Genomic DNA, 14364 nt, shown 5'->3' with positions numbered 1-14364 from the left:
TAAATCTTTTTTTATAACATTAATTATGAGCAATCCTTGTATAAGCTTCCATAAATAAAAAATTTATTTTTTGTTTTAAATTAGTTGTTTGGCTATCAATAGCTAAAATTTCCGTAAACAAATCATTTAATATCGAGCGAAAAAAAACTACATCAACAAAAATAGGTGTCGTGAAATAAGTATCTTTATCGTTATTATCATAAGTATGTTCTTGAGCGAATTTAACCGATTTAAATTTATACAATTCTCGTCTTTTTATTTTTTGATCTCCTATTACTTTCGGATTTTGCTTATCAGTAATATTATTTTTCTCGCAAAAATAATTTTCCAATGTTCGAATTTGTTCATCAATAAAATTTTGTTCACTAGAAGTCTTGGAATTTTTTAAAGTATTTAAAACATCTTCGCGAGTAATAATAAAACCGCCCTTGCCTAACAACATATCCATATAAACATCTTTAGAAATCAAATGCTTCAAAAATAACCAAGAAGCTAACATTTTATCATCATCTTCTGAATAAAATAAATTAACATTAGGACCTTGAATAATATTTTTATATTGATCGTTATAACTCATACAAGGAAAAGGAGTCATTTCTATATTAAAATCTGATACTTGATTATGTAATAAATCAGATCGTCTGGTAGAAGTAATAAACATACCAGTTTTACGTTGCATAAACATTTCTTTACTACTAATACCAATTAATTTAGAACTAGTTAAAAAACCTTTATTATAAAAGTTTTCTTTAAAATATTGCATATTATTTTTAACATTTTCATCTAACAAAAAACTCTTAATTTCGTTTTCATCTTTTGGATAAGAAATCCCTTTTTGTTCGTTACTAATAATAATTAAATTAGCTAAACTTTCCGATGTAATAGGAATAAAAGTTCGATCTTTTTTAAGTTCAATCAATTTAGCACAAAAAGTTTCTAAATAAGGCCAAATCAAATAATCTTTGTTAACTTTTAAAACTTTAAAATCAAATTTTCCTTGAGAATCAATAATTTCAGAACAATCATCTTTAAAATCTACCTTATGTTTTTCATAAAAAAATTTATTCAAATCATCACGATATTGTTTAAATAAATCACTATCATAAAACATAACTTCTGTAGATTTAACAAATGGTAGACTATAGTGATGAGATTTTCCGTCGTAAACATTAGATAATTGTAATTTTTTCGCATAACCTTTAAAAAAACTATATTTATTTTTATGTTTAGAAGTATTACGAAAATCATCATCATAATCTATAAAAATATCTAATGGTACCACTTTAAATGATTTAGAATAAAATTCAATATGATCATCATAAGAAAATGCAATATTAGGTTGTTTATTAACAGGTAAAGAATTAGCAACACTTTTACAAATTTGTTCCCAATTAACCTTATTAACCTCTTTAATTTTAATATTAGGATTATGTTGTTCAAATTCTTTAATAGATAATTTAATAATTTCTAACTCTTTAGGATACAAATTGTGCCAAAAAATAATTTCTACAGGCTTTTTAAGAGTTTTAAAATAACTAACTTGAGATTCATGATTGTAAAATTTTTGACTAATTACATTCCTTAAATTATCATATTTTTTAGTAAAAAATTCGTTATTTTGAGAAGTCCGAAAATAGTTAGATATTATGATAAAAATAACTATGGCATTAAAATATATAAATATTTTTCCCACATTACCAATATTTAAAATTTTAGATTTTAAATTAACCTTTAATACCACGTCGACTATCTCCAGATATAATATATTTTTTAAAAATAATAAATAAAAATAATAGAGGCAAATTTATTAAAACAAAAATAGCCATTTGAAGATTTAAAGTATCCGTAACAGATTCTGAATCAAAAATTTTTCTTATCATATTAGTCAACAACTTCGCTCCAACCAACTCTGGCCAAGCATAAGCATTCCAAGCTGCTATAGTTCTGAAAACAGCAATTACAATAACAGTAGGTTTTGTTATAGGTAATAAAATTTTCCATAAATATTGCAAATTATTAACGCCGTCCACTTTAGCTGTATAGTATAATTCTTTAGGAACACGTTTAAAAGTTTGAATTAACAAAAATAAATGTACTACATTAATCAAATAAGGAAAAGTCATGGCGAAATAAACACCACCAGGAATAATAGAACCATTACCATTATCAACCAAACCTAAATTAGAAACAGTACGAAAATTAGTCAAAATTAAAGTTTCGCTTGTAATTGACATAGCTAAAAACAATAACATTAAAATAATTCTTTTTAAAGGGAAAACAAAAAAACTTAAAGCAAAAGCGGCTAAAACACAACAAACAGTTCCCAATAAAGTAGAAAAAGATACCATAATACAAGTATTTGTAAAATATTTTAAAAATTTAAAATCTTTAAGAGCGAAAACATTTTTATAATTAATAAATTGCAAACCTTGTTTAGGCCAACTTAATAAATTATTTTCTACAATATCTTTATGACTTTTCAAAGAAGTGATAACCATTACATAAAAAGGAAATGTTAAAAATAATAAAATTAAGATCAAAAACAAATATTTAACAATAGCAAAATAGCTTATTTTACCTAACTTATGTTTAATATTACAAATATTGACGCTTATAAAACGATAAATCTTATTAATATTCATATAAATAATTATTATAAATCCACTTTCATCAATTTATTTTCTTTTTTAGAAATATAAAAACTCATAGTAGTAAACACAACAGAAATTAATAATAATATCGTAGCAGCAGCTGCTCCTTTAGAATAAGAATTATAATGAGAACTAGATAATTGATTATAAATATAACCTACTAAAGTTTGTACTCGATAATTAGCGTTCCTCCCGAAAACACCTATAACAGATTCATATTCTTTAATAACCATTAAAGTTTCAATTATTAATTGATAAAAAATAGTCGAAGCCAATAAAGGTAAAACTATTTTTGTCAAAATACGAAACTTAGAAGCTCCATCAATTTTGGCTGCATCGTAATAAGATTTATCAATATCTTGCAAAGATAAAATAAACACAAAAATTTTAAAAGGTAATCTAGCCCATATATTATAAAAAACTAAAACAAAAATTTTATGAGAATAAGGAGCAGAAATGTTGATCCAAGGTTGAGGTTTAATACCAAAAAAACCTAAAAAAGAATTAAATAATCCTTCTGGTCTAATCGCGCTAGTAGTATTGTAATAAAAAAAAGAACCAAAAATCATACTCATAATAATAGTATTAGATAACAAAGGTAATAAAAAAAATGTTTTAAAAAAATGTTGCACTACATAATTACGAACGCTATTTAAAGCTAAAGCGATAATTAAAGATAAAAAAATAGATATTGGTACACAAATAATTACTAGAAGAAGAGTATTTCGTAATGCAAAAACAAAATCTACATCTTTAAAAATAGAAATATAATTGCTTAAACTAAAAAAATCATAAAGCTTCATGCTAAAAGAATCGTTAAATTTATCATATTTAGCATTAAAAGAAATAATAATATTTTTAACTAAAGGATAAAAAGTAAAAACAGTTAAAAAAACCAACATAGGCGATAAATAATACCAATGTCTATGATTTTTATGCCCCATATTTTCTAACATTTAAAAAATCCTATTTTCATTAATTTTATCAAAAACAAATAATTTATTTTTTTTAATATCAAAGCGAATTTTTTGTTTATTAATTTTATTAGCATTTAATTGTTCTTGTTGGTAAGTAGGTATAATAACTTGAAATGTCTTATAAATAGATTCAGTTTTTTTTGCTAATAAAACTAATTCGCGACCTAAATTTTCTAAAGCTATACCTTCAATTTCGAAAATTCCATCTTGTTTCAATTCATAACCTTCAGGTCGGATCGCAACATAAACTTCTTTATTATTAAATGATTGAAAACGTTGATCTTTTAAAATAACATTTTTACCTACTTTTAAATTACCACAATGAAGCATACCATTAAATACAGAAATAAGAGGAACACCCAAAAAAGAAGCTACAAACAAATTAACAGGATTATTATAAATTTCGTGCGGAGTGCCACATTGCTGAATAGTACCTTTATTCATAACATAAATCTTATCACTCATATACATAGCTTCTTCTTGATCATGAGTGACTAAAACAGCAGTTACATTAGTTTTTATTTGTATTTTACGTATTTCATCTCTCATCCTAATACGCAAATGAGTATCTAAATTAGATAAAGCTTCATCTAACAATAATATACCAGAATATTTAATTAAAGCTCTAGCAATAGCTACACGTTGTTGTTGGCCTCCAGATAATTCAAAAGGCATTTTATCTAAATAATCACTAGTAGATGTTAAAGCAGAAATTTTATCTAATTCTTCTTGAATTTTGTCGGAAGATACTTTTAAATTTTGCAAAGGAAAAGTAATATTTTGGCGAGCAGTCATATGAGGATATAAAGAATAATTTTGAAATACTAAACCTACACCTCTTTTTTCCGGAGGAACTTTTGTGACATCAACATTGTCAAAAAAAATATTACCTTCAGTAACCGAAATTAAACCTGCTATGATATAAAGAATAGTTGATTTACCACAGCCTGAAGGCCCTAAAATACTTACTAATTCTCCTTTTTTAATTTCCAAATTAATATTTTTAACTGCGAAAGTTTTTTTATGATTATGTTTATTAACAAAAACTTTAGAAACATTTAACATTTTAATAAACATGCTTTTTATATAACCTCTTTTAATTTTGTTTTTTAGAATTTTTTATTAAAAAAGAAATGTTAAAAAATATTACAATAACTCCTAGGAAAGGCAATAACATCCCTTATATTTTCTAAACCTGTTAAATAAAGTAGCATACGTTCAAAACCTAAACCAAATCCAGAATGAATACAACTACCAAAACGACGTAAATCTAAATACCAATCTAAATCTTTTGTATTTACTTGCATTTCATGCATTTTATTTTCTAAAATCTTCAATCTTTCTTCTCTTTGGGAACCGCCTACTAATTCTCCTACTTTTGGAACTAATAAATCCATACCCGCAACTGTTTCATTATCATCATTATTACGCATATAAAAAGCCTTAATATTTTTAGGCCAATGTGTCACAAAAATAGGTTTTTTGAAAACAACTTCTGTCAAATATTTTTCATGTTCTGTAGATAAATCCGAACCGTAAATAGGTTTTTGTTCAAAATTAAAAGAACTTTTATCAAGAAGAGTAATAGCCTCTTTATAAGTAATTATTGGAAAATCTTTAAGATTAACAACATAATTTAATCTATTAATTAAACCAGGTTCAATATTTTTATCAAAAAAATCTAAATCAGATTTATTTTTTCGTAAACAAAAATTAATTACATACTGTAACATTTGTTGAACTAAAATAATACTCGATGACAAATCATAAAAAGCCATTTCTGCTTCAATCATCCAAAACTCAGAAATATGACGAGAAGTATTAGATTTTTCTGCTCTAAAAGTAGGAGAAAAAGTATAAACTTTTTTAAAAGCTGTCGCAAAAGCTTCAGCTTCTAACTGTCCTGTTACAGCTAAAAAAACAGGTTTTCCAAAAAAATCTTTTTTAAAATCAATAATATTTTTATTTAGGTCCAAACTCGTTACTTGAAATAAAGACCCAGCTCCTTCGCCATCATTAGTAGTAATAATAGGAGTATGAATATTAATAAAACCTTTATTTTGAAAAAAATTATGTATAGCAAAAGTCGCAGTATTACGTAACCTAAAAACAGCACCAAAAAGTTTTGTTCTTAATCGTAAATGAGGTAATTGTCTTAAAAAAGCTCTAGAATGTGGTTTTGGTTGAATAGGATATTTTATAGAACTAGAACCTAAAATAACAAAACGAGAGGCCACAAATTCTAAATTACTAATAGAAGCATTCTTCAAAGGCATCAAAATACCTTCTATATAAACAGAAGTACCAATATTAAGTTCATTTTTAATTTTTTTTAAACAAATAAATTCATTATCTTTACAAATAACTTGCAAATCTTCAATAAAAGAACCATCATTAATATCAACAAAAAAAATATTTTTTTGAAAACGACAATTTTTTATCCAACCATTAATAGAAATTTTTTTTTTACGTATAAAGAATATTTTTCATAAATATTTTTAATAGTTTTGTTAGCCAACATACCAAATAATATATCTCTTTCGATAAATTTCTCTCAATAATATAATTATTGAAATTAAGTTTTTAATTGTAAGTTTAAAATAATCATACCAGAATAAAATTAATTAAAAAAAATAATAAATTTTATCTTTTTTATGTAATCTTATAAATTAAAACAGTAACCAATATACAAGGACATTTGTATCTTCTTTTTAATTTTTAATTATTAATATCTTTACTTTACTATTGTTAGTCGAAACAAATTATGACTAATTTATTTTATCACGTTATCATCTTTTTTGTCTTTGAAAAATTTATTAATTTTATTTACTCAAATTTTATTAATAAGTATTAATAGTAAATACAAAAAATGATTATATTTTCAATCTAGCAAATTTGTTTGAAAATCTAATTTTAAAAAAATATATCTAATAAAAATCTCTTAATATATTTGTAAAATTTAATAAATTACAATTAATAATTTAGATAAAAATGATAACTAATAAATTATTTGAATTCAATGAAAATAATAAAATAAAATTTTCTTTAGAAAAATAAAAAATTAAAAAAATTTTAATAATCTTTTATAATTATTTAAAAAATTCCATTTAATATTAAAAAATGAAAGAAAAATAATATTAATACTAATTACTATAAACTATAATAATTTCATATTAGAATTATATAATTTTTATATCAAATGTCAAGAAAAATTAAATAAATATAAACTTAATATAAACTTACATAAACAATAGTCCAAAAATAAATATGCAGTTTTATTCAACTTTTAAATTTGATTTATTTTAAATTAAAAAACCAAAATAAAAGAAAAATAATAGCTTTTAAATGAATTTTAAATAAAAATTAACTTCTAATATCATAATTACAAAATATGTTATAATTAAAAAGTTGATATTATTTTTTGGATATTAAAATATTCATTTTAATAAAATCATTGCCATACATTAAAATTAAGATTTTATAAATTAAAAAAATGCGAATTTCTTATAAATAATTAAAGACACCAAAAGAAGACCTAAATATAAAATAATCTCACCAATCACTAATACTGATAAAATAAAAAATTCATAAAAAAAAATAATCAGTAACTACAGCAATTCTTAAAATCTGGTTACGAAAAACATAATTAGTCAAAAAAGATATATTAACCAAATAATTCTAAGAATATTCAAGAATATTCTTTAAAAAATAAGAAGATCACTGTGATATAAGAATCACTTTTCTAAGAAATCAAGATTTGAGATTTAGGTTATTAAATTAACCGATAATAAGATAAAAATTATAAGTTCCGGCAATAAAGCGAATTTTTTATTAGTCATCGGAAAATTCAAATTTAATAGGGAATCATTAAATAGCTGCTCGCTCAAGGAGAAGGCTAAAAAATTGATCAAGCGAAATAATTCAGCAATTTATGGTTGATAAACTTACTGGTTCGGTTAAGAATAAGACTTGTTTAATAATAGATATCAGAAACATAAATCTAGTTGTCGGAATACAAATTTAGGAAAATAGGAAAATTTTCTATTTTATTTAAAGAGCGTTATTTATAATAAATACCAAAAAAATAAATAATCTCAAAAAATAAATAATCTATTACTATTATTAAATGAAAATTAAAATTTTTAATATCATGTTAAATTTATTTCATATTCAAATAAGAAATAACCTTAACAAAAGATATTTTTTTTGATAATTATTTGAATTGATAATTATAAAAATTGTAAATAAAAAAGTACAAATAAAAAATGCATTTTTTTAATTAATAATATTAATACAAAAATCTTATAAAACTTATAAAGATTTAAATAAACTTTTAATAAGAAAAATGACGACAAAATTTTACAAAAATTAAAAAATTTTAAATATAAGGATTTTATATGATTACATTAGCTATAGACGCTATGGGCGGAGATTTCGCACCTAAAACAGTAATTCAAGGAACAATAGAAGCTTTAATTGCAAATCAAAATTTAAATATTTATTTATATGGTATTCAAAGCCAAATAGAAGATTGTTTACAAAACATATTTACCACAAATATTTTAAATTCTATTAAAACAAGATTAAAAATTATAAATACTCCTTTATACTTACCTATGAATGCTAAAAATATCAGAGAAGCTATAAGAGATAATCTCCCTTATTCCATGTTAGTAGCTCTCAAAGACACTGCCAATTCAAAAACTTCAATAGATAGTTTTATAACAGCTGGACCAACACAATCTTTAGTTTTAGCTAGTTACCTTATTATAGGAACCTTACCTAGTATAAAAAGAATATCATTGGCACTTATGTTTAAATCCATCGATCATCGAACTAGAATTTTAACAGATGCAGGAGCTAATGCGGAAATAAAAGAAGAAAATATTTTAGATTTCGTTGTATGCGCTAATTTTTTAGCTCAAACATTATTACATATTCCTAACCCAAAAATTAAACTTTTAAATATAGGCACAGAGTCTAATAAAGGCAGAAATATAGATATTAATATATTTAAATTATTAAGCAATAATCCCAATATTAATTTCCAAGGCAATGAAGAACCGAATAACTTTTTCAATACAGAAGCTGATATTTTAATAAGTGATGGATTTACAGCCAATATGATTTTAAAAACATTTAAAGGAACTGTAGAAATGTATAAAAGACATTTAAAACAAATACTCACTAGTAATCTTTGCACCCAAATAATTAGCAAAATCTTTTTAGAAAAAAACATAAAAAAACATTTTCAACAATTTAACACAGATGAAACAGGAGGGGCTATATTGTTAGGATTAAACAAACTGATTATCAAAGCTCCTGGAAATTCTACAAGTAATACTTTCTATCAAACTATTAATCAAACTATTAATTTAATCAAAAAAAATTTTTTAAAAAAAATAATTGAAAAATTTCAATAAATACAAGGATTATCATGTATCTTCAAAATTTATTTACAAGATTAAATATAAAACCTAAAAATATTAATTTATATATTAACGCTTTAACACATAGTTCATACGCTAATGAACATAATTTAAAAAATCAAAATAATGAAAGATTAGAATTTTTAGGTGATTCCATTATTAATTTTCTTATGGCCAATTATCTTTATAGAAAAAATCAAGATAACGAAGGTATAATGACTAAAAAAAGAGCTCAAGCTGTTTGTGTAGCATCTCTATTAATTTATTCAGCTGAAATAAATCTAAAACAATATATTTTATTAGGAAAAGGCGAACGCAAAAGAGGCATATATAATTATTCCATTATTGCTGATGCTTTCGAAGCTTTATTTGCGGCTATTTACTTAGATTTAGGTTATTTACAAGTTAAAAAAACTTTTCATTATGTAGTAGTTCCTTGTTTATCAAAAGTCATAGGTATTATTGATTTTAAAACACAACTACAAGAATTAGTACAAACACGTCATCAACATATTAAATATAAAATTGTTGCTGAAACAGGATTAGCGCATGAAAAAGAATTTATTGCCGAAGTATATTTATCTGAACAACTATTAGGAAAAGGCGAAGGGAAAACCAAAAAATCCGCTGAACAACAAGCAGCTAAAATAGCTTTAGAAAAATTATCACAAGAAAGTAAATTAAAATAATGTTAAAACAAATATATGAAGAAGGATATTTAGATATAGAAAAAATTTTAATTAATCAATATCTAAAACTTAATTTACTCATTAAAGAAGTCAAATTATTATTATTCCTTTTTCAACAATACCGAACTCCTATTCTATCGACAGAAAAAATAATACAACAAACTAATTTTTCCCTAACCGAAATAGATACTGTTTTAAGAAATTTAATAAAAAAAAATTTTTTATTTTTATATCAACAAAAAATTAATAATCAAGTCCAAGAAATGTTCGATCTTAGTCAGACTTTTGATAAAATTGAAAATTTATATAAACAACTAAAATTAAATAAATTAAAACATAAAAATACTTCAAATATTAGCAATACTATATCTAATATAGAAAAAATTAAAGGAGATGTCTTAAATAGCCAAGAATTAGAAATAATTAAAAAATGGTATATCGAATTTAATTATCCACAAGATAAAATTATAAAAGCAATCCAACAAGCACATATTCACAAAAAAAAATCTATTTTTTACATCAACAGTTTGTTAAATTACCAAAATAAACAAAATATATCGCAAGATAAAAATATAGAAAAAAATCTACATAAAATTTTTAATAAAATAAAATAATAAGTTAAAAATAAATAATTTATCATTTTACCTTATCTAACTCTAAAAATATGTTATAATTGAAGGCGATATTGAATCTTTTTTATAAACCAAAAGATTTAATAATATAATAAAATTATAATAATATAGAGGAGAAGAAAAAGTTTCTTTATGAATCACAAAGAAAATTTTTTACAAACTAAAAACGGCAAAATTACAGTTGGTGTGTTAGCATCTTTAGGTATAGCTATAGTTGTTTATCTAATAGCAGCTAAATTATTACATTGGAAACCTTTTAACATAACAACATTAACAAATAAAGATTTTGAAAATTTAAAAGTGGATCTTAAAGACTTAACTGGAAAACAAAAAACAAGTGATCTTTCTTCAGACGATGCTAAAAAAGAAGCGCAAAAAGCAGTTGATGGTCTAAAAAAAATAATAGATGCATTTACAGAAAATAACAAAGCAGATGATAAAGATAAAAAAATCTCTAGCGCAACAATGCAATTAGCAAATGATTTAAAAACAAAAGCTGATGATGCATTAAAATTTGTTAATGATGAAAGTGCTGCTTCTAAAGGTTGGGATGATGCAGACGTATTAAATTTTGTAAACAACAAAATGGTTAAAACTACTGACATCGATAATTTATTCACTAAAGCTAAATCAGATTTAAAATTATCATAAAATCAATTTAATATTTTTTAATAAAAAAAAGTGTTCATAAAAGAACACTTTTTTTATTTTTTTTGACGACAAGTTACCGCAGTTAAAATAAAATCTTTAAATAAGGGATGTGGATGAAAAGGTCGAGATAAAAATTCTGGATGAAATTGAACTCCTATAAACCAAATATGATCTACTAATTCTATTATTTCTACGATTGATTTTTGCAAATTAAAACCCGAAACTCTAAAATTTTTATTTCGCATAAACATAGAAATATATTCGGAATTCATTTCATAACGTTGACGATATCTTTCAGAAATTACTAATTTTCGATAAATCGCATAACTTTTACTTGGAGTTACAATTTTAGTCTTTTTTAAACCTAATCTTAAAGTCCCTCCTATATCAGTATCACTAATTTTGCATTTAATTACCGGATGAGGAGTATTTTCATCTATCTCCGTCGAATTTGCTCCGAATAAATTTAACACATTATTAGCATATTCCACCACAGCCAACTGCATACCTAAGCAAATCCCAAAAAAAGGGATATTTCGGCAGCGAGCATAACGAATAGCTTGTAATTTGCCTTCAATAGCTCGACTACCAAAACCACCAGGAACTAAAATACCATCACAGTCGCACAAAAACTCATGTACATTATCACTATTAATATCTTCAGAATAAATAAATTTAATATCAATGCCTACTTTATTAAAATAAGCTGCATGTTTAAGAGCTTCTACTACAGATAAATAAGCATCATGAAAAGAAGTATATTTACCAACTATACCAATCTTAACAACTTTTTTTAAAATTTTCATCTGTTGAATCATTTCTTGCCATGCTGATAAATTAGCTACTGGTAAAGATTCTAAATTAAAAAATTTCAAGATGAAATTATCAATTTGTTGAGCATGCAAATTCAGAACAATAGTTTCCACAATAGAAACATTCACATTAGAAAAAATAGCTTCTTTTTTAACATCACATAAAATCGAAATTTTTTCTTTTATTTCTGCCGAAATATCACTTTCACTTCTTAAAATCAAAATTTGAGGTTGAATGCCTAAAGATCTCAACTCCTTCACGCTATGTTGCGTAGGTTTAGTTTTAGGTTCTCCTGAAAATTTTAAAAAAGGTATTAAAGTATTATGTATATATAAAACATTTTCAAAACCCAAATCTTGTCGCAATTGACGAATTGCTTCTATAAAAGGTAATGATTCTATATCACCGATAGTTCCCCCTATTTCAACAATTAAAATATCATATTGACAAGAATAAACATTTTTTAAAATTCGCGATTTAATTTCATCTGTAATATGAGGAATAACTTGAATAGTTTTTCCTAAATAATTTCCTTGACGTTCTTGTTGAATAACATATTGATAAATTTGGCCTGTTGTAATACTAGAATCTTTAGTAAGATTAATATTCAAATATCTTTCATAATGACCCAAATCTAAATCGGTTTCGGCTCCATCATTAGTCACAAAAACTTCACCATGTTGTTGAGGACTCATAGTTCCCGAATCTACATTAATATATGGATCTAGTTTTTGCATAAAAATTTTTAAATTACGTTGTTTTAATAAATATCCAAGAGAAGAAGCTAACAAACCCTTTCCTAATCCAGAAACAACTCCGCCTGTAATAAAAATAATTTTAGTTTTTTTGTGCATTGATACATTAACTATCCATTCATTATTATTTTTTTAATTTCATTCTACCTTTATTAAATTTAATTTTTCAATTTAAAACCTATAGTCTCTCCTATATTAACTTTAGTTTCTACACCCATTTGAGAATTATTCAAAATTAATTGATTAAATTTAATTTTATTAGGTTCAATTAAGAGTACAATAACAGAACCTCCAAAAGAAAAAAAACCCTTTTCCTGGCCTTTTTGAAAACTACGGATCGGATGGTTATTGATTTTACCTACTAATAAAGCTCCTACTTCCATTTGTATAATATCCCCAAAATTACAAGTTTTTAAAACAGTATATTCACGACTATTTTCGGAAAAAACATTAAAATATTTAAAAGCAATGGGATTAACTGTATGCAATCTCCCTTTAATTTTCACATGCTTTTCATCTTGAATGCCATGATCTACAAAAATATATCTATGATAATCAAAAATTTGCAATCTCAACATCACTAAAAAACCATTAAGATATTTTTTAACTAAATAATCATTTTTAAAAAGATCATTTAAATGATAAGAAGTATTTTTAATATTAAAAAAGCTATCAGCATTAATATTAAAAATACGAATTTGACCCTCGCCAGGACTAATAAAAGTCAAACGAGAAGCGTCAAAATTAATTTTTTTATAAACACGAATAAAAAAATCATTATAAGATTTAAATGAATTTTGTGTAAATAAACTAGTATTAATATGATTTTTAACGATAATCTTTTTAACATGAATACGCGAAAAGATAGAATTTAAATAAAAACTAAATATTTTACTAAAAATACGAGAAATAAATATTCTTAATAAAAAACGTTTCCACCATTTTTTTTGTATATCTTGATATAAAAATTTTTGCAACCAACTAGTTGTCACTTGCTTATGTTTGTTGTTCGTTCGAAATAAAAAATTCACATTCTCCTCGCATTAAAAAAAATATTTTTGTTTATAAATAAAAAAACAAAAATAATAATAAATAATAAACATAAAATCAATAATACCCCCAAAATATCAGGTTTATTAAAATGAAGTTTATCACTAATAAATAAAAAAGATAATAACATTAAGCAAAAAACATATACACTTATAAAAATTTTATCCCAATACAATATTTTAAAAGGATCGAAAACAAATAATAAAACTAATAAAGGAAACAAAATAGATGCAACGGTTACAGGAACACCAACAAAACTAGAAATACTTACTTTTTTTTTAGAACTTTCATTTAAAACATTAAAATAAGCTAAACGAATTAAAGATGTTAAAAGATATAAACAACTAATTAAAATAAAAGCAATATCGTAATAATTTTTAAAATCTAAATCTTTATTAAAAATTTTTTTATAAAAAGATATACCTATAAAAATAGGTAACATACCGAAACTAATCAAATCGGCTAAAGAATCTATTTGGACACCATATTTTTTTTCTTTAAGAGAGCGACTTTTTTTGCAACGACTAACAATACCATCTAAAACATCTAAAATTCCAGATAACAACAATAAAAGACAAGCACCAATAATTTTGTTTTGAGTAGCAAATATCACTCCTAAAAATCCACTTAACAAATTTAAATAAGTCAAATAAACAGTATAATTATAAATTCCTAAAAACATAATTCACTATTACAACCTTCATCTATTATAAATCG

11 protein-coding genes and 1 pseudogene are annotated in these 14364 nt (G+C 23.6%); 4 read left to right on the top strand and 8 right to left on the bottom strand.

The genetic code is table 11. The annotated features are described in order from the left end of the window. Positions 1-19: 19 nt before the first annotated feature. From H7686_RS00185 to asnS, 5 genes and pseudogenes are all read right to left on the bottom strand, one after another. A complete protein-coding gene (locus H7686_RS00185; RefSeq protein WP_193621786.1) occupies positions 20-1741 on the bottom strand; it encodes an ABC transporter substrate-binding protein in 1722 nt (573 codons plus the stop codon). Next, the gene (locus tag H7686_RS00180; RefSeq protein ID WP_193621785.1) at positions 1725-2642 is read right to left on the bottom strand and encodes a carbohydrate ABC transporter permease; all 918 of its coding nucleotides are present in this window, start codon (positions 2640-2642) and stop codon (positions 1725-1727) included. The genes H7686_RS00185 and H7686_RS00180 overlap by 17 nt, the downstream gene beginning before the upstream one ends. An 11-nt stretch (positions 2643-2653) precedes the next feature. Next, on the bottom strand, positions 2654-3607 hold the full coding sequence (locus H7686_RS00175; RefSeq protein WP_193621784.1) for a carbohydrate ABC transporter permease: 954 nt from the start codon (positions 3605-3607) through the stop codon (positions 2654-2656). Next, on the bottom strand, positions 3608-4705 hold the full coding sequence (locus H7686_RS00170) for an ABC transporter ATP-binding protein (RefSeq protein ID WP_193621783.1): 1098 nt from the start codon (positions 4703-4705) through the stop codon (positions 3608-3610). It abuts the gene before it with no gap. A gap of 59 nt (positions 4706-4764) precedes the next feature. Continuing rightward, positions 4765-6149, bottom strand: a pseudogene (gene asnS, locus H7686_RS00165) (asparagine--tRNA ligase). Positions 6150-8025: 1876 nt separating this feature from the next. Here asnS and H7686_RS00160 point away from each other — a divergent pair. The 4 genes from H7686_RS00160 (at position 8026) to H7686_RS00145 (ending at position 11029) form a co-directional block, all read left to right on the top strand. Further along, positions 8026-9051 (top strand): phosphate acyltransferase, encoded by a 1026-nt coding sequence (locus H7686_RS00160; RefSeq protein WP_193621782.1) that lies wholly within the window; start codon positions 8026-8028, stop codon positions 9049-9051. A 14-nt stretch (positions 9052-9065) separates the two neighbouring features. Beyond that, complete coding sequence (gene rnc / locus H7686_RS00155) at positions 9066-9746, top strand: ribonuclease III (protein WP_193621781.1); 681 nt, start codon at positions 9066-9068, stop codon at positions 9744-9746. Then, positions 9746-10360, top strand: coding sequence for a DnaD domain protein (locus tag H7686_RS00150; protein ID WP_193621780.1), 615 nt, complete (start codon positions 9746-9748; stop codon positions 10358-10360). Before rnc ends, H7686_RS00150 begins: the two co-directional genes overlap by 1 nt. A gap of 150 nt (positions 10361-10510) precedes the next feature. Further along, a complete protein-coding gene (locus tag H7686_RS00145) occupies positions 10511-11029 on the top strand; it encodes a hypothetical protein (RefSeq protein ID WP_193621779.1) in 519 nt (172 codons plus the stop codon). Between the two features lie 53 nt (positions 11030-11082). On the opposite strand, the gene H7686_RS00140 is transcribed toward H7686_RS00145, so the two are convergent. The 3 genes from H7686_RS00140 to H7686_RS00130 are packed head-to-tail and all read right to left on the bottom strand — an operon-like array spanning position 11083 to position 14329. After that, complete coding sequence (locus tag H7686_RS00140; protein WP_193621778.1) at positions 11083-12696, bottom strand: CTP synthase; 1614 nt, start codon at positions 12694-12696, stop codon at positions 11083-11085. A 59-nt stretch (positions 12697-12755) separates the two neighbouring features. Next, the gene (locus tag H7686_RS00135; RefSeq protein ID WP_193621777.1) at positions 12756-13628 is read right to left on the bottom strand and encodes a phosphatidylserine decarboxylase; all 873 of its coding nucleotides are present in this window, start codon (positions 13626-13628) and stop codon (positions 12756-12758) included. Next, entirely contained in the window at positions 13625-14329 is a 705-nt protein-coding gene (locus tag H7686_RS00130) for a CDP-alcohol phosphatidyltransferase family protein (protein ID WP_193621776.1), read from the bottom strand. Before H7686_RS00130 ends, H7686_RS00135 begins: the two co-directional genes overlap by 4 nt. Between the last annotated feature and the right edge of the window lie 35 nt (positions 14330-14364).

Origin of the sequence: Candidatus Phytoplasma asiaticum, from assembly GCF_015100165.3 — a bacterium.
GTDB lineage: Bacteria > Bacillota_I > Bacilli_A > Acholeplasmatales > Acholeplasmataceae > Phytoplasma > Phytoplasma citri.
The sequence above is the reverse complement of the archived record's forward strand: the minus strand, read 5'-3'. Positions and strand labels throughout refer to the sequence as shown.